This is a genomic window from Chitinophaga sp. MM2321, from assembly GCF_964033635.1.
Classification (GTDB): Bacteria; Bacteroidota; Bacteroidia; order Chitinophagales; family Chitinophagaceae; genus Chitinophaga.
The window spans coordinates 2,009,943-2,035,919 of the sequence record NZ_OZ035533.1 but is presented as its reverse complement, the minus strand read 5'-3'; the positions used below and the strand labels follow the sequence as shown (position 1 = coordinate 2,035,919).

Annotated in this window: 24 protein-coding genes; 15 read left to right on the top strand and 9 right to left on the bottom strand. The window is 46.4% G+C overall.

The features are described 5' to 3' along the window. Positions 1-22: 22 nt before the first annotated feature. The 5 genes from ABQ275_RS07910 to ABQ275_RS07890 form a co-directional block, all read right to left on the bottom strand. Entirely contained in the window at positions 23-3,157 is a 3,135-nt protein-coding gene (locus tag ABQ275_RS07910; RefSeq protein WP_349317743.1) for a CusA/CzcA family heavy metal efflux RND transporter, read from the bottom strand. Positions 3,158-3,175: 18 nt separating this feature from the next. Further along, positions 3,176-4,273, bottom strand: coding sequence for an efflux RND transporter periplasmic adaptor subunit (locus ABQ275_RS07905; protein ID WP_349317742.1), 1,098 nt, complete (start codon positions 4,271-4,273; stop codon positions 3,176-3,178). Between the two features lie 27 nt (positions 4,274-4,300). After that, positions 4,301-5,584, bottom strand: coding sequence for a TolC family protein (locus ABQ275_RS07900; RefSeq protein ID WP_349317741.1), 1,284 nt, complete (start codon positions 5,582-5,584; stop codon positions 4,301-4,303). Positions 5,585-5,654: 70 nt separating this feature from the next. Beyond that, on the bottom strand, positions 5,655-7,025 hold the full coding sequence (locus tag ABQ275_RS07895; RefSeq protein ID WP_349317740.1) for a HAMP domain-containing sensor histidine kinase: 1,371 nt from the start codon (positions 7,023-7,025) through the stop codon (positions 5,655-5,657). A 1-nt stretch (position 7,026) separates the two neighbouring features. Beyond that, complete coding sequence (locus ABQ275_RS07890; RefSeq protein ID WP_349317739.1) at positions 7,027-7,716, bottom strand: response regulator transcription factor; 690 nt, start codon at positions 7,714-7,716, stop codon at positions 7,027-7,029. A gap of 154 nt (positions 7,717-7,870) precedes the next feature. On the opposite strand from ABQ275_RS07890, the gene ABQ275_RS07885 reads away from it, so the two are divergent. From ABQ275_RS07885 to ABQ275_RS07875, 3 genes are read left to right on the top strand one after another with little or no spacing between them, the layout of a single operon-like run. Beyond that, entirely contained in the window at positions 7,871-8,428 is a 558-nt protein-coding gene (locus tag ABQ275_RS07885) for a GNAT family N-acetyltransferase (RefSeq protein ID WP_349317738.1), read from the top strand. A gap of 25 nt (positions 8,429-8,453) precedes the next feature. After that, positions 8,454-8,951, top strand: coding sequence for an N-acetyltransferase family protein (locus tag ABQ275_RS07880; RefSeq protein WP_349317737.1), 498 nt, complete (start codon positions 8,454-8,456; stop codon positions 8,949-8,951). A gap of 5 nt (positions 8,952-8,956) precedes the next feature. Next, on the top strand, positions 8,957-9,370 hold the full coding sequence (locus tag ABQ275_RS07875; protein ID WP_349317736.1) for an EamA family transporter: 414 nt from the start codon (positions 8,957-8,959) through the stop codon (positions 9,368-9,370). Between the two features lie 19 nt (positions 9,371-9,389). On the opposite strand, the gene ABQ275_RS07870 is transcribed toward ABQ275_RS07875, so the two are convergent. Beyond that, positions 9,390-10,049: a metalloregulator ArsR/SmtB family transcription factor gene (locus ABQ275_RS07870; protein WP_349317735.1), complete on the bottom strand. Its 660-nt coding sequence runs from the start codon at positions 10,047-10,049 to the stop codon at positions 9,390-9,392. A 138-nt stretch (positions 10,050-10,187) separates the two neighbouring features. Between ABQ275_RS07870 and ABQ275_RS07865 the strand changes: the two genes are divergently transcribed. From ABQ275_RS07865 to ABQ275_RS07820, 10 genes are all read left to right on the top strand, one after another. Next, positions 10,188-10,757: an NADPH-dependent FMN reductase gene (locus ABQ275_RS07865; protein ID WP_349317734.1), complete on the top strand. Its 570-nt coding sequence runs from the start codon at positions 10,188-10,190 to the stop codon at positions 10,755-10,757. Between the two features lie 57 nt (positions 10,758-10,814). Beyond that, positions 10,815-11,141, top strand: coding sequence for an iron-sulfur cluster assembly accessory protein (locus tag ABQ275_RS07860; RefSeq protein WP_349317733.1), 327 nt, complete (start codon positions 10,815-10,817; stop codon positions 11,139-11,141). Positions 11,142-11,153: 12 nt separating this feature from the next. Beyond that, on the top strand, positions 11,154-12,599 hold the full coding sequence (sufB, locus tag ABQ275_RS07855; RefSeq protein ID WP_349317732.1) for a Fe-S cluster assembly protein SufB: 1,446 nt from the start codon (positions 11,154-11,156) through the stop codon (positions 12,597-12,599). A 44-nt stretch (positions 12,600-12,643) separates the two neighbouring features. Further along, positions 12,644-13,408, top strand: coding sequence for a Fe-S cluster assembly ATPase SufC (sufC, locus tag ABQ275_RS07850; protein ID WP_349317731.1), 765 nt, complete (start codon positions 12,644-12,646; stop codon positions 13,406-13,408). 118 nt (positions 13,409-13,526) lie between these two features. After that, the gene (gene sufD, locus ABQ275_RS07845) at positions 13,527-14,837 is read left to right on the top strand and encodes a Fe-S cluster assembly protein SufD (protein ID WP_349317730.1); all 1,311 of its coding nucleotides are present in this window, start codon (positions 13,527-13,529) and stop codon (positions 14,835-14,837) included. Between the two features lie 7 nt (positions 14,838-14,844). Beyond that, positions 14,845-16,092: a cysteine desulfurase gene (locus tag ABQ275_RS07840; protein WP_349317729.1), complete on the top strand. Its 1,248-nt coding sequence runs from the start codon at positions 14,845-14,847 to the stop codon at positions 16,090-16,092. Positions 16,093-16,102: 10 nt separating this feature from the next. Then, entirely contained in the window at positions 16,103-16,531 is a 429-nt protein-coding gene (locus tag ABQ275_RS07835) for a SufE family protein (protein ID WP_349317728.1), read from the top strand. Further along, the gene (locus tag ABQ275_RS07830; protein WP_349317727.1) at positions 16,528-16,839 is read left to right on the top strand and encodes a DUF59 domain-containing protein; all 312 of its coding nucleotides are present in this window, start codon (positions 16,528-16,530) and stop codon (positions 16,837-16,839) included. Before ABQ275_RS07835 ends, ABQ275_RS07830 begins: the two co-directional genes overlap by 4 nt. A 151-nt stretch (positions 16,840-16,990) precedes the next feature. Further along, positions 16,991-19,597 carry a DUF4132 domain-containing protein gene (locus ABQ275_RS07825; protein ID WP_349317726.1) on the top strand — a complete coding sequence of 869 codons (2,607 nt, stop codon included), beginning with the start codon at positions 16,991-16,993 and terminating at the stop codon, positions 19,595-19,597. A 69-nt stretch (positions 19,598-19,666) separates the two neighbouring features. Beyond that, positions 19,667-21,265, top strand: coding sequence for a beta-N-acetylhexosaminidase (locus tag ABQ275_RS07820; protein ID WP_349317725.1), 1,599 nt, complete (start codon positions 19,667-19,669; stop codon positions 21,263-21,265). A gap of 127 nt (positions 21,266-21,392) precedes the next feature. Here the strand turns inward: ABQ275_RS07820 and ABQ275_RS07815 are convergent, their stop codons facing one another. Beyond that, positions 21,393-22,022 carry a hypothetical protein gene (locus ABQ275_RS07815; protein WP_349317724.1) on the bottom strand — a complete coding sequence of 210 codons (630 nt, stop codon included), beginning with the start codon at positions 22,020-22,022 and terminating at the stop codon, positions 21,393-21,395. Positions 22,023-22,317: 295 nt separating this feature from the next. Here ABQ275_RS07815 and ABQ275_RS07810 point away from each other — a divergent pair, with 295 nt between their 5' ends. Then, positions 22,318-22,551, top strand: a complete 234-nt coding sequence (locus ABQ275_RS07810; protein WP_349317723.1) for a hypothetical protein — start codon at positions 22,318-22,320, stop codon at positions 22,549-22,551. A 126-nt stretch (positions 22,552-22,677) separates the two neighbouring features. Here the strand turns inward: ABQ275_RS07810 and ABQ275_RS07805 are convergent, their stop codons facing one another. Both ABQ275_RS07805 and ABQ275_RS07800 read right to left on the bottom strand, forming a co-directional pair. Beyond that, positions 22,678-23,538 carry a pirin family protein gene (locus tag ABQ275_RS07805; protein WP_349317722.1) on the bottom strand — a complete coding sequence of 287 codons (861 nt, stop codon included), beginning with the start codon at positions 23,536-23,538 and terminating at the stop codon, positions 22,678-22,680. Positions 23,539-23,550: 12 nt separating this feature from the next. Next, positions 23,551-24,843: a hemolysin family protein gene (locus tag ABQ275_RS07800; protein WP_349317721.1), complete on the bottom strand. Its 1,293-nt coding sequence runs from the start codon at positions 24,841-24,843 to the stop codon at positions 23,551-23,553. Between the two features lie 152 nt (positions 24,844-24,995). On the opposite strand from ABQ275_RS07800, the gene ABQ275_RS07795 reads away from it, so the two are divergent. Continuing rightward, a complete protein-coding gene (locus ABQ275_RS07795; RefSeq protein WP_349317720.1) occupies positions 24,996-25,973 on the top strand; it encodes a sulfite exporter TauE/SafE family protein in 978 nt (325 codons plus the stop codon). Positions 25,974-25,977 lie beyond the last annotated feature (4 nt).

The window sequence follows — 25,977 nt, the reverse complement described above, 5'->3', positions numbered from 1 at the left end:
CTTTCCTCTCATATAAAACATACTAACTTAAAGCCGGCCCCCCTTTGCCTTTCCGCAACATCCTGTTGTACACCCAATAAAAGATAATGGGGAAGATGAACAGGTTAAACACTGTATCTGTTATCAATCCGCCTATGACCACACGTGCCAGCGGCCTAGCGGTTTCTGAGCCAATACCCATGCTGGTGGCGGCCGGTAGCAATCCAATAGCAGCCATCATAGCAGTCATGATAACAGGACGCACCCTCGATTCCACGCCTTCCCGGATGGCATGCGCCAGGCTGAATGTGGCACCTTTATGCATCATCCGCACATTGGTTTTGAATTTTGACAACAGGATCACCCCATTCTGTACACAGATCCCGAACAAGGCGATAAAGCCGATACCCGCGGAGATACTGAAGTTCATTCCCGTCAGCCATAAAGAGAATATGCCGCCGATGATAGCGAATGGCACATTGTTGAGTACCAGCAACGCATCTTTTACTTTCCCGAAGAGGATAAAAAGGATCAGGAATATCAGCAGCAAACTGATAGGCACTACCTGCATCAGGCGTTTGGTAGCTCGCTGCTGGTTCTCGAAATCGCCCGCCCACTCCAGGGTGTAGCCTTTCGGCAGGCTGATCTGTGCATTCACTTTTTCCCGCGCTTCTGCGATCGTACTTCCCAGATCACGTCCGCGCACAGAGAATTTTATAGCGCCATAACGCATATGTTTATCCCGGTAAATCATACTGGGGCCAATGATATGATCAATCTCCGCTATTTCTTTCAGGGGTATCTTATTACCACGTATAGTCGGTATCGTTAGGTTACCAATAGATTCTTCGTTCTCCCGGAAACTCTCAGGATAGCGTATACGAAGATCAAAACTTTTCTCTCCTTCATAGATACGGGTAGCGCCCTTGCCGCCAATCGCCATTTCTATCACCGAATTGGCATCCTCCGTAGTAACGCCATAGAGCGCCATCTTCTGCTGGTTCAGGTTAATGCGCAGCTCCGGCTGACCAATATTCCGCAGAATACCCAAATCTTCAATACCATGCACACCTTTCAATATTTTCTCCATCGCCTCCTCTTTCTCTTCTATCAGTTTAAAATCATCGCCAAATAATTTCACGACGATCGACCCTTTCACACCGGATACCGCTTCTTCCACATTATCCATAATAGGCTGGGAAAAATTCAGGGTGATACCGGGAATGTTGTCCAGCTTACTATCCATACGGCGGATCAGCGCCTCTTTGGTAATACCGCTCTTCCATTCCTTTTGCGGGTAGATGTCTACATGAAACTCCATATTATAAAAACCGGTAGCATCTGTACCATCATTGGGCCGGCCGGTTTGCGATATCACCTGCTTTACTTCCGGGAAGGCGAGCAGCTTCTTTCTCATATCATTAGCCACCTTCACGGATTCTTCCAGGGAGGTACTGAGGGGGCCTGTAGCGCGGATATAGATAGCACCTTCATTTAACTGTGGCAAAAATTCTGTACCCAGAAAACGGAAGCAATACAATCCGAAAACCAGTACGATTAACGAGGTCACCACAGCGATGCGGCGATGCCGGAAGCAATAATTAAAAATGCGCAACGTATTCCGGCTGATAAAATCCAGGAAGAAGTTTTTCTTCTCCCGTACATTTTTTTTCAACAATACACTTGCCAACGCTGGCACCAGGGTGAATGTCAGCACAAGTGCGCCCAGCAAAGCAAAGCCCAGCGTCCAGGCCAGTGGCGAAAACATCTTCCCCTCTACTTTCTCAAAAGTAAAGATGGGTAACAGCCCGGTAATGATGATCAGTTTCGCAAAGAAAATGCCTTTCCCATTTTCCATGCAGGCTCTGCGGATCATACCCATCTTACTCACTTTGTTGAAACGATCCATCCCCAGCTGGTGTGCGCGCTTGTCGAGGGTCACAAAGATACCTTCCATGATGACCACCGCCCCATCAATGATGATCCCGAAATCGATAGCCCCCATCGACAACAGATTGGCGCTCATTCCTTTCATCCGCAGACAGATAAAGGCAAAGAGGAGCGACAGCGGAATCACAACGGATACAATAACCGTTGTGCGCCAATCGGCCATAAAGAGGAATACGATCACGGTTACAAAAATGATCCCTTCAATCATATTGTGCAACACCGTATGCGTGGAGAAGTCGATCAGGTCTTCCCGGTTATAGAACGATTTTATTTTTACATCATCCGGTAGTATACGTGTATTCAGTTCCGTTATCTTCTCTTTGAGGTCTTTGATCACCACCGCCGGATTCTCCCCCTTTCTCATCACCACAATTCCTTCCACTACATCATGATCACGGTCACGTCCCACCTGCCCCAGACGCGGCAGTGCCGAAATGGTGACTTCCGCTACATCCTTTACCAGGATGGGCGTACCGCCGATATGATCAACAATAATGTTCTTGATTTCGTCTACATTATTGAGAATACCGATCCCCCGCACCACATACGCCTGTGCGTTTTTTACAATCACATCCCCGCCTACATTGATATTACTTTTAGACAATGCCTGGAACATCTCCTGCGCGGTAATATCATACTGTACCGCTTTATCGGGATTAATGGTCACCTGGTAGATCTTCACTTCCCCACCAAAGCTCACAATATCTGCCACACCGGGTACAGACAACAGGTTGCGGTCTATAACCCAGTCCTGTAACGTCTTCAGTTCCTGTACAGATAGTTTATTGCTTTCCAGTGTATACCGGTAAATTTCGCCGGTAGGTCCGTATGGTGGCTGTATTTCAGGATCGGCGCCTTCGGGCAAACTGGCGGAGGTAATGTTATTATTGATTTGCTGCCGCGCAAAAACATCATCTACATCATCATCAAAAATGATTTTGATCACAGATAAACCGAATAAAGAAGACGACCGGATATGCGTTTTTTTCTGCGCCCTGTTCATCGCTATTTCTATGGGCCGGGTAACAAATTTCTCTACTTCTTCCGCACTGCGCCCCTGCCACTGTGTGATGATGGTAACGGAAGTATTGGTAACATCCGGAAAAGCATCTACGCCGATCTGCTTAAAACTGATGTACCCTGCAACCGCCATCACCGCGGTGGCGAAGAAAATAAAATATTTATTGCTTAAAGAAAAAGCAAGCACTTTTTTAATGAATCTGTTCATGTTGGTAGCCTTTAGGGGTTACTGCTGATCATTCAGCGTGTCATAAATGAATACCTGCCGCGATGCAATAACGCGGTCATTCTCCTGCAATCCGGAGGAGATAAAGGCACGCCCCTCAATGGTCTTCGCTATTTTAATTTCCCGGATGGCTACCCGTGGCAATGCAGTTGTTAATACCAGCACATAATATTTATCGTGATCAAAAATGATCCCTCTCGATGGAATGCTGACCATATTACTGTCTGCATGCCGTTGCGCTTTAACCCTTACAAACATTTCAGGTTTCAGCAGGAACCCGGGGTTATCTACTATCACGCGGGCTTTCATCACTTTATTTTCGGGGTCCAGCACATTATAGATCTTCTCAATTTTGCCGGAGAAAGTTTTATCGGGATAAGATAAAGTAGACATCTCTACTTCATCGCCCTCGCGGACGCCTGCAATATCAGATTCAAAGATGTTGATCATCGCCCATACTTCATTCAGATCGGCGATCACAAAAATAGGATCGGCATTGTCGGTACGCCATTGCAGGTTTTCAACCGCTCTCTTGCTGATGACAAACCCCGGTACCGGGGCTTTCACAAAGTAATCGGTCTGATGAGCGCCACCGTTGATATTCAGTACTGCGGTCGACTTATTGTGCGCAGCTACCGCTTTATCATAGTTACTTTTGGCCTCTTCATAATCTTTTTGTGAATTAAGACCGCTTTGATAAAAAGATGCCGCTACTTCCATATTGCGTTTTGCCGTTTGCATTTCGCTGGCAGCAATACTTTGGTCTGCTGTAAAACCGGCCATCTCGGGGCTTTTGATGATAGCCAGCACCTGCCCTTTCCGGACAAAATCGCCGGAATGTACTTTTACTTCCGTTACAATACCACTCACCATCGGGAAGATGCGGGCGGTTTTATCTTCATTCTCTGCAATCTTTCCTGTAAGGGAAATTTCATTTTCTACTGGTCTGGCGGTAGCGGTATCAACAACCAGCGTACGGAGCAGGGAGTCTGTCAGCTCCCATTGACGGGGCAGTTCGGGCGCTGCCTTGCTGCCGCAGCTGGTGATGATACCCGTGATGGATATGGTGATAACAATTGCAGGTATATAATGCTTCATAAAATTTTGCATGATCAGGAATATTTATCAGGGATGAAAAAGGAAGGTACCGGTAGCGAAATTGAGCGATACCAGTGCATGTAGCCGCTCGTATTTCAGCGCATTCATTTTAAGGACATTATTACGGTAAGCATCATACATATCTATAAATTCCAGTAATCCGATGTGATGCAGTCCATAATTCTTTTCAATTTCCTTCATCATGCCGGCGTACTCATTTTCAAAACCGGGATCAAATTCATGTAGCAGCTTTTCCGTTTTCAGGGCCTGTTGCAGGCTGTTCATCACCTCATGTTCCAGTTGATCTTCCTGCCCGGTGAGTTGTAGTTTACTGCGCTCCATTTCGGCTTTTGCCATTTTTATATTGCCCTGGTTGCGATTAAAAAATGGTAGCGGCATAGATATGTTCAGCCCATTATAATTCCGTTCAAAGTTGCCTTGCTTGTCGTAAGCAAAGCCCACTTCCAGGTCCGGTACAGCCATCGCCTTTTGCAGGCGCAGATTAAGATCGTTATAGTGTACATTTTCCTGTGCCATTTTCAGGTCATAACGGTTTATACGGGCGGTATCCATGAGCGCGGGGAAACTGAATTGTGCGACCGACGCCGCATCCATGCGCTGATCGGGCATTTGCGGTTGCAGCACGGTAGTAGCAGGCACACGTATCAGCAGGGCAAGATCGGACTGTGCTTGCTGGATCTCCTGTTCCAATGCCAGGGCATCATGTTGCAGATCATACAGCAGCGATTTGATACGGATGATTTCTTTCGGTGCCATATTTCCCATGGCCTGCTGTTGGCTGAAAACTTTCACCAGCTGTTGCAGAAAGGCGATCTGCCGGCCATACGTTTGCAGCGAGCGTTGCTTATAATAGAGGTCATAGAAATTATCGTGCAGCGAAAAACGCAATGTGCGCAACAGATCATAGAACTGGAATTCACTCATCTTCACGCCGCTCTGCGCCAGCTTTACCGCCTTATTACGCTGCCCCGCAATTTTAAACAACTGTTGCACCTGTAAAGTATTTTGCCCTTCATAGGAGAAATCAAACCACTTTTTTTCTGTGTGGCTGTACAATACATTTTCAAATGTTACCTGGGGATTATCGTATAGCCGTGCCGTGATAATGCCGGCTTTGGCGGAATCAATATTATAACGCTGTGCCAGCAGGGGAATATTTTTTTGCAGCAGCAGTTGCTCAGCTTCCGGCAACGTGAGAGCAAGGGTATCTGTCACCTGCGCTGAAAGCGGATGGCGGAACAAGGCGCCCGACAGCACAAGGAAGGCATATAATGCTAGTCTATTCGTCATACAACTTTTTTTTCGTTGCAAAGATCACGACCAGCTATTAAGTGCCTGTTAGAATGAGGTTAGAATAGCATTAGATTTTTTGAGAGCGGGGAAAAAAGATATTAAACGTGGTACCCTGGCCCAGGGTACTACTCACGGTAACGTGCACACGATGAATTTCAAAAATTTTTTGCGCCATAGATAAGCCGATACCATAACCCGAAAATGCATGTGCATTATCCGCACGATATAAAGGAAGGAATATTTTCTCCAGCTCGGCAGGGGCTATGCCAATACCCTGATCGCTTACAGACAATACCAGGCCCTCTTTACCGGCCGTAAGTGTGGTACTAACGGGGTGGTTATACGAAAACTTGAATGCGTTCCTGATAATGTTCTGCAAGGCCAGCAACAGCAGCGATCTGTTGCCTCTTATCGTCAGTTCCCCTGCATCTTCCGGCAGCTCCAGCAGTTGTACATCTATTGTTAGCGGTGGGGTTTTATGCCGCCAGTGCTCCTGGATTTCCCATAACAGCTCATCCAGCCTGATGGTTTCCGTATTGGCTTCTGTGAGGATCACATCTACCCGTGTCAACTGTAACAGGCCATCCGTAATGATCTTCAGCTTTTCAGATTCGTCCAGCACCGTGCGGAGGGTCTGGATGTAATCTGCTTTCGTTCTCTCTTTATGCAGGGTTACTTCTATTTCTCCGATGATGGTGGTAAGTGGTGTGCGCAACTCATGGGAAGCATTGGATACAAAAGACCGCTGCATTTCAAAAGCCTGTTCCATATGTTGCAGCAACTCATTGAAGTTGCTGGCCAGTTCATCTACTTCATCCTTGTTGCTGCCTTGCTGCACCCGCATGTGCAGGTTACTGGAACGGATCATCTTCACCTGCCGGTTAATACTCTTTACCGGCTGTAAGGCCCTGCTGGCATACCATTGCCCCATTAAAAATATAATCAGCAGCGCCACACAGAACATGATCACCAGGATCCATAACAGGTACTGTAATTGCTGTGCTCCTGCTATATTGCGTGCAGTTATAATCACCACAAAATCGCCCTGGTTATCCGGGTAAAACATACCCAGTCCATATTCATCTCCGTAAGTGAAGCGGTGAATTTTTTTGTTGCGGACAATATCCAGCATAGATGGTGGCCAGTCGTGTTTTATCTTCTCTATAAAAACAGGATTATTACCGGCATCATAAATATTACTGGATTCATCGGGGATGCTTTGCCGGTAGCTCTTTTCTATTTCGCGGAATTTCTTTTTTGTCAGCTCATCTTCTTCCAGGTAAACCTGTGCTGTTATCAGGGCCCGCACCTGTAGCAGCTTATAGAAGCTGTTCCTGACATACTGCACTGATAAAAAGTAGATCAGAACAAAAACGATTGTCAGGATGATGCCTGATATGACCGTAAATTGCAGTGATAACCGGTGGCGGATCTTCATGTTAACTGTTGGCTTTTACCTTCATCACATATCCCATTCCCACTACGGTATGGATCAGCTTTTCGCCGGTAAAGCCTTTTTCTATTTTGTTACGGAGATAATTTACATACACATCGATGGTGTTGGTACCGGTGTCGAATTCCAGTCCCCATACGGCTTCAGAGATGAGCGCACGGGAAAGTACCTTGCCGGTATTTTTCAACAACAACTCTAGCAACGCGTATTCTTTTGCGGTGAGTACAATTTCCTGTCCTTCTCGATTGGCGGTTTTGGTGCCGGTATCCAGTTGCAGGTCTGCCAGTGCAAGCACTTCTTTTTCCTGCCGGAAATTATTTTTCCTCCTGGACAATGCATTTACGCGGGCTACCAATTCCGAGAAATGGAATGGTTTGGCCAGGTAGTCATCTGCGCCAGCGTTCAATCCGTCTACAATATCATGGGTGGCATTAAGCGCGGTGAGCATAAGAATAGGTGTAGCCACCTCCTTCGCGCGCAGGTTTTTGCAGATGGTAAGACCATTGATACCCGGCAACATAATATCCAGCATAATAAGATCATAATCCTGTTCCAATGCGGCCTGCTGACCAAGAAGCCCGTCAGCAGCTATTTCTACCTGATGATGATGCTCCTCCAGCCCTCTCTTTATAAAAGCACCCACTTTGGATTCATCTTCGATAACTAATATTTTCATACCTGCAAGATTATAAGCAATAATGGCTGCAAAATTAAGATTGTTTATGCTGGCGGTCATTAAAGCCACATTAAAATCGGGTATCGTTTTATATTTGTTGTGCTTACAATTTACATAAATTAGCTTTGCAGCAACCTAAAAAGGCAACTGTATCATGGAACTACCCATTTTAAGCGCAGGCAAATTAATATTAAGGCCCATTACCGAAAAAGATACCGCTGCTTTGTTCAGGCTCTATTCCAACCAGGAGGTTACACACTTCATGGATATAGATGCCTTCGCCAATATCAGTGAAGCTACACAGATCATTACCTTTTTCCGGGAAATGCTGGCCAGCAAAGAAGGTATGCGCTGGGGTATCACACTCCTGGATCATGATGAACTGATTGGCACCTGCGGGTTTCACCGCATCAGCAGAACACACTTCAAAGCAGAAATAGGCTACGATCTCTTCCCTGACTTCTGGGGCAAAGGCATTATGACGGAAGCAGCCGGTATCCTGCTCACTTATGGCTACCAGGAGCTACAGCTCAACCGCATAGAAGCATTTGTGGACCTGGAAAACATTGCCTCCTCCAGATTGTTGACAAAATTGGGTTTTAGATTTGAAGGATTATTAAGAGATGCATTTTTTGAAAAAGGAAGATTTGTAAATGCACAACTCTATAGTCTTTTACGGCGGGAACACGCCAGGGAAGCGATATGGGAATAAAAACAACTCAACTTTCAGACATACTATGAATTTACAGTACAGGGATGCCCTGCCGGATGATTTACCGGAAATAGTAGCCATTTACAATACCACCATTGCTGGCAGGATGGTAACCGCAGATACCAGCCCGGTAACGGTAGAAAGCCGGTTGTCGTGGTATAATGCCCATGATCCTGCACACCGGCCACTGTGGATGATCAGCGCCGGCAGACAAACCGTCGGCTGGATGAGCTTTCAGTCATTTTACGGCCGGCCGGCCTACGATGCCACCGCAGAAGTGAGCATCTACCTCGCTGAAAATGCCCGTGGGAAAGGGTTTGGGAAAGATGTGCTGCAATACGCCATAACGGTGGCGCCGCAATATGGCATAAAAACATTGCTGGGCTTCATTTTCGCGCATAATGCACCTAGTCTGAAACTCTTTATGGGTATGGGCTTTGAAGAATGGGCACACCTCCCGGAAATAGCTATACTGGATGGTGTAGAAAGAAGTCTGAAAATCCTTGGATACAAAATAAAATAATCCTCATGTGGTGGTTCTATGCTTTGCTCTCCGCAGTTTTTGCCGCACTCACCGCGATATTCGCTAAAATTGGTGTTGCGGACATCCCTTCTAACACGGCTACTGCTATCCGGACGGTCATTATCCTGGTAATGGCCTGGGGAATTGTTTTGGCAAGGGGAGAACACAAAGGCGTCACTATTTCAAAGCACACCATGTTGTTCCTGGTCCTTTCCGGGCTGGCTACGGGCTTTTCCTGGATCTTTTATTTTAAAGCATTGCAGATGGGAAAAGTATCGCAGGTGGCGCCGGTGGATAAATTAAGTGTGGCCTTAACCATTATCCTGTCCGTGGTTTTCCTGCATGAGGCTATCACCTGGAAAACGGCTGTAGGTGCATTGCTGATCATTTCAGGCACTTTAGTGCTGATCATTAAGTGAGATAAAACCAGGGAGATGATCAACTAACCGTTACCGGTAATGGAATAATTTTGTAAACACAGCGGCGGGCGCCGTTGATGATATGATCCAACCGGGTCACTTCCACATCGGCTCCTATGATACTGATGAAAGTATTCATTTCCGAGGTGCAGATGTTATCGCATTGGGTAGCCGCGCAACAAATAGGACAGTGATTTTCTATAAAAAAGAATACATCGTCTTCTTTCTTCCATTCCGCCAGGTAACCTTCTCCTGTTCTAATGGCAGCAAAGGCTGTCAACCTGTTTTCGATGCCGGTGATGCCGGCCAGGGCGGCCTGGTATTTTTCCTGTTGTTTCTTTTCGCGTGCAATGACCACATTATCCAGTGCTTCCTGTCCCAGTACGGTTTTGATGGTTTGGATCAGTTCCAGGGTCAGTTCTGTATGTGTGTCAGGAAAACGGCTGTTTCCAAGCGGGGTCAGGCTCCAGATCAATACCGGACGGCCAACGCCTTTGGAGGTGCTGCTTTCTGATAAAACAAAACCCTCTTCGGCTAACCGGAGTAGTTGTAAGCGGGCGCCTTCACCGGTAATACCCAGTTCACTCGCCAGCTCGGAAGCAGACAGCGGTCCCCGGGTCTTGAGCAAAGTCAAAAACCTGTCGGCAGCATTCTTGGTTCGTGATGGATAATTTTCCAAGTTATTACTTGTTTTATTCTCAAATGTCGTAATTTTGGGGGAGCTAAAAAAATAGATTTTGGGATTTTGAAGATCTGGAGATGAAATTCACCTGATTAAAATCTCTCAATCTTCTGAATTTCTAAATGTTAAATATTAATGAACGTACTGATATTTAATGGTTCTATTGATAACCGTCCTTATGCCACTTCCAACAGGCTGGCAACTTACCTGGAAGAGCAGTTAAAAGAAAAGAACTTTTCACCCGAAATATTCAGTCTGGCAGAAGGCCAGATCCCTTTTTTCGCACAGCATGAGGCAGGAGAAACGCCGGCAGCAGTAACAGCTATGTGTGAATCATTCCGGAAAGCGGACCTTCATATATGGATGACGCCATTATATCATGGAGGAATGACCGGCGCCATGAAAAATTGTCTGGACTGGCTTGAATTAACGAGCAAGCACCAGCGACCATATTTAACAGGAAAGGTCGTAGCTTTGCTTTCCTGGGCAGACGGTACACAGGCCATGCAGGGTATAAACGCCATGGACGCAGTAGCGAAGGCATTGAGAGCCTGGGTGTTACCATATTCGCTGCCCATTTTGAAAGATAACCTTTACGACCCGCAGACCCGCGGGTTTACTGCGTTTTACCAAAGTAAGCTGGATATCATGGTACAACTGTTATGTGCAGCAAAATCGCATGTAGCAGCCGGTATTAAAGAATAACCGGCATCACAGATCATTACCGGGCAACCGGTTACAACAATTAAAACAAGTGCTGATATGATAACCGTTTCAGAAAAAGCAAGAGAATATATCAAGACGCTGATGGAAAAAGAGCATCATGCGCCAGATACCTTTGTACGCGTAGGTGTAAAAGGTGGTGGTTGCTCTGGCCTCGAATATGTCATGAAATTTGAAGCAACCGAGGAAGAAGGCGACCAGATTTTTGAAGACAAAGGGATAAAAGTAGTCGTACAGATGAAAAGCCTGCTGTATCTCTATGGTACAGAACTGGACTATTCTGATGGCCTCAATGGTAAAGGTCTCTACTTCAACAACCCGAATGCTACAAGAACATGCAGCTGTGGCGAAAGCTTTGCTGTATAAATATCAACCCATATGATGAACAGTAACGAAATAATAGATGATATAGCCACAAAGGAGTATGAGTTTGGCTTTACCACCGATATTGAAATGGACATAGCTCCGCCGGGGCTGAATGAAGATATCATCCGTTTTATTTCTGCTAAAAAGAATGAGCCGGAATGGCTGCTGGAATGGCGTTTAAAAGGATTCGCCGCATTTAAGAAAATGTCGTTCCCCAAGTGGCAACATTTTGAAATGCCCAAACTGGACCTGCAGGCGCTCTCCTATTACGCAGCACCGCGTAAGAAGAAACAACTCAACAGCCTGGATGAAGTAGATCCCGAACTGCTGGCAACTTTCGCAAAACTGGGCATTCCGCTGAATGAACAGAAAGCGTTAAGCGGCGTTGCTGTAGATGCTGTATTCGACAGTGTTTCTGTAGCTACTACCTTTAAAGGCAAGCTGAAAGAAATGGGTATTATATTCAGCTCGTTCGGTGAAGCTGTACAGGAACATCCTGACCTGGTAAAAAAATACCTGGGCACCGTAGTGCCTCACTCTGATAATATCTTTGCTGCATTGAATGCCGCGGTTTTCTCCGATGGTTCATTTACCTACATTCCTAAAGGCGTTCGTTGCCCGATGGAACTGAGCACTTACTTCCGTATCAATGCACAGAACACCGGCCAGTTTGAACGTACACTGATCATTGCTGATGAAAACAGTTATGTAAGTTACCTCGAAGGCTGTACAGCTCCCATGCGGGATGAAAATCAACTGCATGCCGCTGTAGTGGAGTTAATAGCCATGGATCATGCAGAAATCAAATACTCTACCGTACAAAACTGGTATCCCGGTGATAAAGACGGTAAAGGCGGTATCTTCAACTTTGTTACCAAAAGAGGGATCTGCAAAGGCAACGCCAGCAAGATCTCCTGGACACAGGTAGAAACCGGCTCCGCTATTACCTGGAAATATCCCAGCGTAATCCTGCAGGGCGATTATTCCGAAGGCGAATTTTACTCCGTAGCGGTAGTACGCAACAAACAGATTGCAGATACCGGCACAAAAATCCATCATATCGGTAAAGGCACTAAAAGCCGGATCATTTCAAAAGGAATCTCCGCAGGACATGGCGACAATAGTTACCGTGGACTGGTAGCGGTAGGGCCACGCGCTGAAAATGCACGTAACTTTACCCAGTGCGATTCCCTCCTGATTGGCAACGAATGCGGTTCTCATACATTTCCGTATATAGAATCCCGCAACAAAACGGCCATGATCGAGCACGAAGCCACTACGTCCAAAATCGGGGAAGACCAGATCTTTTACCTGAATGCACGTGGTATTGATACGGAGAAAGCAGTAGCCCTTATCGTAAACGGCTATGTGAAGGAAGTATTAAACCAGCTACCCATGGAATTTGCCGTGGAAGCACAGAAACTTTTATCTATTACACTTGAAGGAAGCGTTGGATAATTCGTTTATCCAATCAACTACATAAAGAACGAAATAAAACAATCATGCTGACGATTAAAAATCTGCACGCAGAAGTAGAAGGGAAACAAATACTGAAAGGCATTAACCTCGAAATAAACAAAGGAGAAATGCATGCCATCATGGGACCCAACGGTTCCGGCAAAAGCTCACTGGCTTCTGTCCTGGCGGGTCGTACCAACTATACTGTTACCGAAGGTGAAGTATGGTTCAATGGTAAAAATCTGCTGGAACTGTCTCCGGAAGACCGCGCCCGCGAAGGTGTATTTCTCGCGTTTCAATACCCGGTGGAAATCCCCGGTGTATCCAACCTCAACTTTCTGAAAACCGCGATGAATGAAATCCGGACCTACAAAGGCCTCCCACCCCTGGAAGCCAGAGAGTTCCTGAAGTTGTCAAAAGAAAAACAACAGCTGGTAGACTTTAACGCCAACCTGATGAGCCGCTCCCTGAACGAAGGATTCAGCGGTGGTGAAAAGAAACGTAACGAAATATTCCAACTGGCCATGCTGGATCCCAAACTGGCCATCCTGGATGAAACAGATTCAGGACTGGATATCGATGCACTACGCATTGTTTCAAATGGTGTAAACACCCTGCGTGATGCGGAAAAATCTTTCATTGTCATCACTCACTACCAACGCTTACTTGAATATATCGTGCCTGACTTCGTACACGTATTGTACAACGGCCGTATTATCAAGACCGGTACCAAAGAACTGGCACTGGAGCTGGAAGAAAGAGGATACGACTGGCTGAAAGAGGAATTACATTTGAAAGAATCGGTATAAATCATTTTCGATTTATTGATTTTGATAGCTGGATATTTTGCTTCAATAGCAGATCTCTTTCTGAAACAAAATATCAAAATACGAAAATCAATAAATTCCAAAATAGTTAGGAATAATTATGACAAGCGATATTACATTGCCTTTTTATAAGGCGTTGACGGAAGATGTGAATGCACTGGTCCAGCACCCTGCGCAGGATTCGCTGCACATCACCCGCTGCGAGGCGCTGGAGCGTTTTACTGCGTTGGGACTCCCTACGCTTAAAACAGAAGCATGGCGCTATACCAATATTCAGCGTTACCTGAAAGAGTATCCCTATGAATTACTCACCACTGCTACTCCGGTAGCTGCCGATGTAGTGAATAATGTCGCGATACCACAACTGGATTGCTACCGCATTGTGCTGGTAAACGGACACCTGCAGGCAGATCAGTCTGAATTACCAATCGGTAAAGGCATTACTGTAGGCCCCATGAGTGCGCACACAGCTGCCCCCGGCTTTGTCACCTATTTTAATAAACAGCAACACCTGGTAAATGAGCCACTGGCAGCCCTGAATACAGCCCTCTTTGCGGATGGCCTGTACATTGAACTGGCAGCCAATGCGGTGATAGATAAACCGGTACATATCGTTAACGTATACACGTCATCACAGCATGCATTTATCCAGCCCCGCCACTTATGGGTACTGAATAAAAATGCTGCTGCTACCATCATTGAAAGCTCCGTACATCCTGAAACCACCACCGTGGCTTTTGCCAACAGTGTACTGGAAACAGTGATTGACGAAAACGCTGAACTGTGGCACTACAATGTGCAGCAGGGAGATGCCGGCTTCCGTGAAGTACACACCACCGCCGCACAACAGCATACTAACAGCCGTTACCATCATTTTAATTTCACCCTGCCCGGCACCCCGTTCACCCGCAACAACCTGAGTGTAGCGTTAACCGGCAGTTATACCGAAACGAATCTGAACGGCCTGTACATTGCCAACGACAACCAGCACGTAGATAACCATACTTTTATGGATCACCTGGTACCGAACTGTAACAGCAATGAACTGTACAAAGGCGTATTACTGGACGCTGCCAACGGTGTGTTTACCGGCAGAATCCTCGTACACCAGGAAGCACAGAAAACAAACGCCTTCCAACAGAACAACAACCTGTTGCTGGGTGATAAAGCAGATATTAACTCTCAGCCTCAGCTGGAAATATATGCAGATGATGTGAAATGCAGCCATGGTTTTACCGCCGGCCAGTTCAGCGAAGAATCCATGTTTTACCTGCGCTCCCGCGGTATCGGCGAAGATGCGGCGAAAGCACTGATGGTAAATGCATTCTCGCACGATATTACAGACGAGGTGAAGATTCCTGCCCTGCAACATTACTTGCAGGTGCAGATTGCAGAGATCATGAATAACTAAAATTAAGATGGAACATATTGCTAACATAGTAGCCGCTGACCTGGATGTAATGCAGATACGGAAAGATTTTCCGATCCTGCAGCAACTGGTGCATGGTAAGCCGCTGGTATACCTGGATAACGGGGCTACCACGCAGAAGCCACAGGTTGTAATAGATACAGAAGCCCGCTATTACAAGGAGTATAACAGCAATGTGCACCGTGGCGTACATCACCTGAGCCAGGTAGCTACCGATGCATATGAACAGGCCCGTCACATAGTGGCCGGCTATATCAATGCAGCGCATTCGCATGAGATCATTTTTACCAAAGGCACTACTGATGGTATCAACCTGGTAGCTAATACCATGAGCCGCCGTTTCCTGAAAGCCGGCGACAGTGTGATCATCTCTGCAATGGAACATCATTCCAATATTGTTCCCTGGCAGATCGCCTGTGAAGAAAGTGGCGCTACGCTGAAGGTAATACCGATCAACGATCAGGGCGAACTGCTCATGGATGCCTTCGAAGCCATGCTGGATGATACGGTGAAGATGATAGCAGTAACGTATGTTTCCAATACAATGGGCACCATTAACCCGGTGCAGGATATTATAACGTTGGCGCATGCACGGAATATACCAGTGCTGATAGATGCCGCACAGGCTATTCAGCATATCAGTATTGATGTACAGGCGCTGCAGCCGGATTTCCTCGCGTTTTCCGGTCACAAAATTTACGGCCCTACCGGTACCGGCGTGCTGTATGGCACCACGGAATGGCTCAACAAACTGCCTCCCTACCAGGGTGGCGGCGATATGATCAAGACTGTGACTTTTGCCAAAACGATTTATAACGAGCTTCCCTATAAATTTGAAGCAGGCACACCGCATATTGCAGGAGCGATTGGTTTAGGGGCTGCTATAAAATATGTACAGCATACCGGCATCAGCAAAATCCAGCAATGGGAAGAACAACTGCTGACCTATGCGATGGAGCAACTCCGCCAGATAGACGGTATCCGTTTTATCGGTGACGCTGCACAGCGAAGTGGCGCCATCTCCTTCCTGGTACATGATATTCACCCGTTTGATATGGGCGAACTGCTGGACCAGCAAGGTATTGCTGTCAGAACAGGCCACCACTGCACTGAACCGCTGATGGATCGCTTTAAGATCCCTGGCACCGTGCGGGCTTCTCTCTCCTTTTATAATACAATGGAAGAAATAGATAAACTGGTAGCAGGCATCAGGAGAGCTGCTTCCATGCTGTTGTAAACAGGTGAATATGACGATTAACGAAATACAGGAAGAAATAATATCCGATTTTACGGTGATGGAGAACTGGGAAGATAAATATGAATATATCATCCAGCTGGGCAAGGAATTGCCGCTCATCGCAGAAGAATACAAAACACCGGAAAACCTGATCAAAGGCTGTCAGTCACGCGTGTGGCTGCATACAGAGCTGGAAAACGGCAACCTGATTTTTACCGGCGATAGCGATGCCGTTATTACAAAAGGACTGGTAAGCCTGATGATCTACGTACTTTCCGGACATACACCCCGGGAAATTGCAACAGCAGATATTTATTTTATCGACGCTATCGGCTTGAGCAGTCACCTCTCTCCCACCCGTTCCAATGGGTTGCTGAGCATGCTCAAACAAATGAAACTTTATGCGGTAGCCTATCAGGCAAAAAATAATCAGTCATGAGCGAATCAACGTTAAGAGAACAGATAGAAGAAGTACTGAAAACCGTTTACGATCCGGAAATACCGGTGAATATCTGGGAGCTGGGACTCGTCTACGAAATCAAAATAAAGGAAAACAACCGCATCGGTATTGATATGACCCTCACCGCACCAGGCTGCCCCGTGGCCGGCGACATTATCCGCGAAGTGGATGAGAAAGTGAAGAGTATCGAAGGCGTGTCTGATGTAGACGTACACCTCACCTTCGATCCACCCTGGACAAAAGAAATGATGAGCGAGGAAGCCAGGCTGGAATTGGGTTTCATGTAACCGGAAAATATTTTAGCATTTTTTGATATAGGGATTTTGAGATTTTATTTATGCAGATGATGCAAATAAAATCTCAAGATCCCTACATTTTTATACGCCAATTCCTTTACTTTGTGGCGAATTGATAAAAAAATGCGCCTATTTAAGCCTTATGCCGTACACGAAAGAGCATTTACTACCTCTTGTTGAGAAACTGGAACAGCTTTATGACTATGACAACATCGAAGTATACGTACAGGCGGGAATAGATTTCCTTACCGGACGAACAATCACTGTACCCGAATTTCAGGAGGAGGAAGCGGCGCGACTGATGAGCATTTTCATTTCATTGCTGCGCCTACCCGATCAATGGGAGGATAACGACCGTCTCGTACTACAACTCATAGCACCACCGCTAACCTGGCAGCATTGCAGCGAAACATTTCTGTTGCATGTGGTACCACTCATGGATGCTCCCGGCACCTCTTCCTCTATTGTACTGCGTTTCAGCTATTTTACCAGCTTCCTGCAACAGCGGGGATGCACACCGGAGGAAATCGGCTCTTTCCTGATCAGCTACTCCGGAGATGGCAACAACTTTGACCTGGCACCGCTGAAGTTCACCCCCCTGCGCAAATTTCTGCAGGACCTGATCAAAAGTGCGGAATGGAATATCGTCGATGCCTATCTCCGTACCTGGAAAAACAAAGGCTGGAACTCCCTGTTCTTCCGGCTCCTTTCCAAAGGCCACCCGGACCGGGAAATGGACTACCTGGAAAATATTCTCCTCCAACCCGGCAAAGATTATGTCAACTACGAATTATCACGGACATTGCTGCAAACCAATGCAGACAAGTATCTGCCGCTCATTGAAAAAGCCACCGGCCACCTGTCTGCACTACCTGATTATTCCGGACAACTCACCGGTTATTATCTGCTGGCTGGTCATCAACCGGAAAAATATAATACACTGCTGGTAAATGCCGCCTATACATACCTCCGGGAATATTACAGCAGCATGGCCGGTCACGCCTACCGGCAACAGCAGGCAGCCATGAAAGGCAGTGCAGACTTACTTCCACCGGACGTAATAGCGGTAAAGGAACTCCTGCTACAGGATAAAAACCCCGCTATTCATTACCTGGATCAATATCTCACAGAAAAAAAATACCTCCACCAGGATGTATTTAATACCATACTGGAACTGCTGCAGGAACAGGCTGCACCCCTACTTTTAAAGGCACTGGAAAATGACTATGATGCCCGGCAGGTACTGCCGCTGCTCACACAATTAAACCAGTCGCTTTACCTGGAACAGCTGTGGGACTTCACCCTGCACAAACTAAAATCAGTTCGTACCCTCGTAGCCGTTATACTGGCAGATCATCCGCAGGCGCTGGAAAAAGCAGGTGAGCTATTGCTGCACCGCAAAGCCGATCAACGGCTCACCGCCGTACAAATCCTATGCAAACTGCATACACCGGCAGCAAAAACATTGCTGCAACAGGCGCTGCATAAAGAAATCAATGACGACGCCCGTGACCTCATGCTGGATGCCCTCGGCGACCCGATCACCGGCGACGATGATGCTGTCACCACAGCACAGCTGGTAACCTTTGCAAAGAAAAGAGGCAAGCTCTCAAAACCACTGGAAACATGGCTGGACGTTGCCGCGCTGCCACCTTTGTTCTTACAGGACGACAGCACACTCCCCCCCGATATGATGCGTTTCCTGCTGTACCGCATGTCGCGCATAACAGCGATGCAGCCAGACGTGGAAGCCAGGCCCCTGCTACGTTTGATCGACAGATCCCGGAGTGGTGATTTTGCGGCACATCTCCTGAAATTATATACAGACAAAGCCGGTGATGTCAGGCTGAAATACCTGCTGGCATTGGCTGCACTGGTGGGAGACGAACAACTGGCAGACCATTTATACAGCTGTATCTGTCAATGGATAGCTGAAAAACGTTTAAAAATAGCCGAACAGGGCGTGGCCGCCCTCGTCCTCCATGGCAGCAATAATGCCCTGCGTGCCGTGGAATTTTTATCACGGAAATACCGCGTCCGGAAATCCAGCGTAGGTGCGGCAGCGTTAGCCGGCCTGGAAAACGCCGCTGAAGAACTGGGCATCAGCATCCATGAGCTGGGTGACCGCATTGTGCCTGACTTTGGCTTTAAAAATCTGTCCAGATCGTTTGCGGTGAAAGGGGATATTTACCGGGTGTATATTGACAACAACTTCAAACCGGCCTTTATCAACAGCAACGACCGCAGGTTGAAATCCATACCCACAGCAACTCCTGTCGCAATAAAAGATGCATTCAAAGCTCTTGGCAAAGAAGTAGCGGAAGTGGCGAAATTACAATCACTACGGCTGGAACAGTATCTCGTTGAGCAAAGGAAATGGAAGGCTGCGCAATGGCAGCAATGCTTCCTGCACAACCCCATCATGTTTGTTTGTGCCAACCGCTTGTTGTGGGCCATTTATGACAGGCATGATAAATTGATCACTTGTTTTCTTTGCAGGGAAAACGGTCGTCTCACCGGTCTTCAGCAGGAACAAATCACCATACCTGAAGATGCCACGGTGCGCATACTTCATCCGCTATACCTGGATACTGCAACCGGGGAACAATGGAAGCAACAGTTGGCAGCGTTGAGGATTATCCTCCTGTTCCCGCAGCTGGACAAACCAGAAGAAACAGCGCCGCCGGTACTTTACCAGGAAACTACAACGGACACGGCTATATCACCGGACAAACCCGTATTGGTGTAACAATTATTAATCACGGAATTTTATTTGTACTTTATCACACTTATCCGAGTGAACAATTAAAATACGTTTATGTTAAAACTACAATCCATTGTGGCAGGCAGCCTACTGCTGCTACTCTCTCTAACAACAATCCGGTTGCAGGCAGTGAACATTATACCGCAACCCTCCGAAGTAAAAACAGCTTCTGGGACCTTTACATTATCCGGCGCCACCGCTATTGTAGCAGGCAAAAGCACCAAAGAGGCCCAACAACTGCAACAGGCATTACAGGAAGCTGCCGGTCTTGACCTGGCGTTACGGCCTTCCGCCAAAAGCAATTTTATCCGCTTATCGCTCAATGAAAAGCTGAAAAAAGAACTGGGAACCGAAGGCTATCTGCTGAATGTACAACCAGGCAGCATCACCATCACGGCTCCTACTTCCACCGGCATCTTTTATGGTATCCAATCACTCCGGCAGCTGGTAAAGGCTAACGGTAATACCTATACGATTGATGCAGTCAGTATAAAAGACAAACCCCGCTTCGGCTGGAGAGCCTTTTTACTGGATGAAGGCCGCTACTTCAAAGGCGCTGCTGCGGTAAAACAGTTGCTGGATGAAATGGCGCTGTTGAAAATGAATACCTTTCAGTGGCACCTGACCGAAGACCAGGGCTGGCGGATAGAGATCAAAAAATATCCCCTGCTCACAAAAGTAGGTGGCCGCCGCGACTCCACCCAGATAGGCAGCTGGAAAGGCGCTATTACTTTCGACGGTAAACCACATGAAGGCTTCTACACACAGGAGCAGATCAAAGATATTATTGCCTACGCCGCCGAAAGACATATCACCATTGTACCTGAAATTGAAATGCCCGGCCATTCTGCCGCCGCTATTGCTGCGTACCCATGGCTTGGCACCAACAAACAACCTATTACTGTTCCCACCAAATTCGGGGTGCAATATGATGTTTTCAATGTCAGTGATCCTAAAGTGGTGGCCTTTTTACAGGATGTACTCCAGGAAGTTATTGACCTATTCCCCACCTCCAAAGTGATCCATATTGGCGGTGATGAAGTGAAATATGATCAGTGGAAAGCAGATGCAGGCGTACAGGCTTATATGAAACAACACAACCTTGCTACTCCGGCCGATTTACAGATAGCCTTCACGAATAATATTTCCAATTACCTCGCTGGTAAAAACCGTCGCATGATGGGATGGAATGAGATCATGGGCGCCAAACTTCATGAATACAATGATGAGATGAAAGACGGTGCCAAAGAAAAGCTGGCACAAGGCACCGTTGTACAATTCTGGAAAGGCGACCTGAAACTGATTACCGACGCGGTTTCCAAAGGATACGATGTGGTTAACTCCTATCATTCCATGACCTACCTCGATTATGATTACAAGTCCATTTCACTGGAAAAAGCATATAGCTTTGATCCCATCCCCGAAGGACTGGATCCTAAATATCATGCAAAAATACTGGGTAGTGGCTGCCAGATGTGGGGTGAATGGATTCCCGATGTAGCTGCCATGAACAGAATGGTATATCCTCGCCTCGCCGCCTATGCAGAAGATGCCTGGACCTTACCTGCCAATAAAAACTTTAGTAATTTCCGTACAGCACTCGCTTATTTTTATGACAGATGGCATAAGGAAGGAATTGTAGCGCACCAGTAACCAGGATTACCAGGATTGATAGGATTTACCGGATGGGTGTAGAAGATTTGATTGAAGCAGATGAATATGATATTATTCGCTTCGATCAAATCTTCTACACCCATCCGGTAAATCTTTTTTATTCCTGTTAATCCTGGTCCGTTTTTGTAAGCACGTACGTATTGTTTTTCTTCTGCAACCCGTAGCTGATTGTTTTCCGGTCGTTGGAAGTTACTGCATTGGCCTGTCCTTCGCGGAATAAGGGGAAAGTGCGTACAAGTGTATTCCCTTTTATATAGAATGAATCCCGGCCTTTGTAAGCGGGTTCCTCCAGGGTATCCAGCTCCATGGTATTGATACGGATAGCCCCCTCTTTATTGATAACATACGCGTATACTTTGCCATATGCATCTGTTCCGCAGGAAGTTGTAAAACAATAGAGTTCCGGCATTTTATCGTGGTCAAGATCCCCTACGGTAATGTGTTTCATCTTTCCTTTAATATCTCTGTCCATAATCGTATCTGCTTTTGCAGTACTATCCTTTACAGCATTGACAGCAATAATAAGATTGCGCATAGTAGCATCTCCCCGTGTAATGGCGGTGATGTGGAAATCACCTATTACGGTATCCTGCTGAAAGCTGGTCCTGTCTTCATGCGGGACCGGTACAGAAGCCTTTGCGGTATCCTGATCCCCCTGCTTTTTCTTTCCGCTGTTACATGCCATCAAACCGGTTGCGATAAAAATACCAGCAAACAAGTAGTTCCTGTAATTCATCTATGATAGATTTAAATAAATTAAATAATAAGCGTGGATTCAGTCTCTGATCTGTCACAAAAGCAATGCCTTAATACCATTCCGTGTACAAGGTCGTTTTGTTGCTTCATTGTCTCTCAACTTCCACTGAATGATGGCCAAAATCCACAACCTAAAATGCTGTGTGACAACGCATATAAAAGCCCTTTTTCACTAACTGAAATACAGTCAATGTATTATAGCACACCCGGCCATGGGTCAATAATACCGCATGATATATGCCGTGTTAATCCCTGAACATTTAAAACTATTTATTATGAAAAACCTTCCGGCATTTGGAATATTGATCGTACTGGTCTTATTCATTTTCTTTCAGGGTACACCGGGCAGACAGCTACAGGCTGCACCGGTTAGTAATAATGAATTAGCTTCTTTCCAGCAGGACACACTTCCTCCTATGGGACGGGATACGTCTAAAATGCATAAACATGGAAAGAAAAAAGATTGGAAGATGAAGGATACTACAATGAGGAAAGATACATTGAAATAGACCAGGATTAAAAGAATTAAAAAGGATTTACAAGATTGAACCACGAGATAATAATACGGGTAGATGTTTCCGTTTTTATCTCGTGGTTCAATCTTGTAAATCCTTTTTAATTCTTTTAATCCTGGTCTATTTCAGGGACCCAAATAATCCATTTTTATAATCAGCGATGGCCTGATCCACTTCCGCAGCTGTATTCATGACAAAGTTGTCTTTTGCTGCAACGGGTTCGTCGATCGGTTCGGCGCTGAGATAGAGCAGTCGTGTATTTTCGAGGGCCGTAATCCGGATATCGGGCTGGTCATCTTCCTTATCAAATACAACCAGGTGATACCCTTTTACGGTGGTACCGTTTACCAGTATGCTGCCATCAATTACATAGAGCAGCGTCCAGTAACCGGGCGTTGCTTTTAAAGTAACCGACTTATCTACTGTTATGCTTCCCCAGATAGCCGTGATAGGTGTAAAATTCTGCAAGGGACCAACCCTGTTGTCATACTCCCCGCTGATGAGACTGAGATGTATCCCGTCTGCCATCGCTACGAGCGGCATATCGGCACCGGTAATATACTGATACCAGGGATCTTCCCATTTATGTGCAGCCGGTACGTTGAACCAGAGTTGTAAGAGTTCGTAGTTACCGCCGGTACGCAAAAACTCAGCGGAGGGGCCTTCACTATGCAGGATCCCTTTCCCGGCAAACATCCATTGCACATCACCGGCGGAGACAGTCATGGCATTGCCGGTACTGTCGCGGTGAAAGCCCTGCCCCTGCAACATGAAAGTAACGGGTGCAAAGCCGCGGTGCGGATGCGGATGTAACCTGTCTTCCGGAGATCCCGGTGCATGGTATTTTGGCGGCATATGATGCACCACAATAAACGGATTAGCAAAACGGAACTGCATCGTTGGCAGCGACTGCCGTACTACTTCCGTATCTGTAATATGCTTTTCACGTCCTTCGAGGATGTGCAGGATCTTCTTCTCCATAAAGGGTATTTTTTATTGGAGCAGCTTTAAACGTGCTTTTTCAACTGAGCTTCGGAACATCTTGATAATCAGCACTTCATAATTTTCTATATGCAGTACTTCTCCTACTTTGGGAATGTTACCGTGTATATAGTTTATTAAACCGGAAAGTGTCTCATAATGTTCACTTTCGGGGAGGGGAACCGGTAATAATTCGTTGATATCTGCCAGGTATTCGTGCGCGTCTACCAGGAAGGTGTTATCATCTTTTTGTTCAACAATGGGCGATTCATGATCATGTTCATCCTGGATATCTCCTACCAGTTCTTCCAGGATATCCTCCATGGTCACAATCCCTTCTGTATCGCCAAACTCGTTGGTCACCACGGCCATTTGCAGACGCTGTCCCTGGAAAGTGCGGAGCAGGTCCTTGATCTTCATACTATCCGGCACATAAAATACCGGTTTCAGGATATCATTAATGTCGGTGAGTACTTTTTCATGTACGCCTTTCATGAGATCTTTGGTATAGATCACGCCTTTCAATTCATCCAGTGAACCGTTGTATACGGGATACCTGGAATAGCCATCTATAATCACTTTATCAACCAGCTGGTCAAAGGGCAGTGTTATATCGAGGGCAGAAATATCTTTTCTATGGGTCAGGATTTCTTTTACGCGGCTGTCATCAAATTCAAATACATTCTGTATCAGCTCCCGTTCTGTTTCTTCAATGGCGCCACCTTCCTGGCTTTCAGAGATGATAAGCTTCAGTTCTTCTTCTGAGTGGATTTCCGATTCTCCTACCGGCGTTAAGCCGATCAGGCGCAGGATACTGTTGGCCAGGCCGTTCAGCATCCAGATGAAGGGACGGAAGATGACAAAGAAAAAACGCAGCGGTAAGGCAACTGCGAGTGTGGTAGGCAAAGGTTTACGTATAGCCATTGACTTTGGCGCCAGCTCTCCGAAAACGATATGGAGAACGGTGATCACCAGGAATGCCACCGGAACCGCAATGGCATGTGCCGTAGCAATAGTGATTGTTAATCCGAGCTTATCCATTGAATTCAGGACCAGTTGGGTTACAACGGTTTCACCTACCCAGCCAAGGCCCAGGGAAGCGAGGGTAATACCCAGCTGTGTAGCCGCCAGGTATCCATCAAGGTTACCAACTATATGTTTAGCAGCTATAGTAGCCCTTTTTTGTGTCAGGCCGCCTTTACTGTTGATTTGAGAGGAACGTACTTTAACGATGGCAAACTCTGCCGCTACAAAAAAACCGTTTAATAATACTAAAAAAAAAGTCCAGAAAACTTGCAAAAGCATGTATGTGGGAGTTGGTTCGCAACCCCAAATATAGGTAAATCAATTTTTATGTGTTGTACCTATTTTTTTCTGCAATTTTTTTTGAATCAGTCTACTTATCTCATAGAGTTTATGTATTTTGTGGGGAAATTAGGCTGGCACATATCTAAAAAATGGAGAAAGTAATTACTACCGTACCTGCATCTACGCCAACGGACGATACAGCAGTAACATCTGTGTTTGTTAATGATTCGGCGCCTGCAACCATTCCTCCTAAGATCAGAAAGCTAAGATGGATTTATTGGCTATCCGGTCTTCTTATATTAACTGTTGTTACCACAGTGCTGTGGTATCACATTCCTGCTTTCCGTGATTATGCGGAAGACATTCCACCTACCTTTTATTATTTCCTGGTGGCAGGGTTTATATTCGCGATGATAGACGGCGCCATCGGTATGTCTTACGGCATCACCTCTACCACCTTTTCCCTGTCAATGGGCATTCCGCCCGCATCTGCCAGCACGGCGGTACACATCTCTGAAATCCTCAGCAATGCCATTGCCGGATGGATGCATTTTAAAATGGGGAATGTCAACAAAAAATTATTCAAAAGCTTATTGATACCCGGCATCACGGGAGCTGTGATCGGTGCCTACCTGTTGTCATCACTAGAGCATTATTCGCAATACACCCGACCGGTGGTTTCCTTCTATACGCTGATCCTGGGTGTGGTGATCCTGCTACGGGCCATCCAGGTAAACAGGGCAAAACACAATAATAAAAAGATTAAACGGATAGGCTTGCTGGGATTTGGTGGTGGTTTCATTGACGCCATCGGCGGCGGTGGATGGGGTTCCATTGTATTATCATCCCTGATTGCCGGCGGCCGGCATCCCCGCTTTTCATTGGGCACGGTAAAGGCTACCCGCTTTTTCATTGCCATGCTAAGTTCCCTGACCTTTGTAACGGTGCTCTCTCATGTACACTGGGATGCGGTACTTGGGCTTGTGCTGGGCAGCGCCATGGCTGCTCCTATTGCGGCTAAAGTATCCAATAAAATATCTGCTAAAACAATTATGCTGGCGGTAGCGGTCATTGTGATCGTGGTAAGTATGAAGAGCCTTTACACTTTCATCCTTCACCTGCTATAGATAG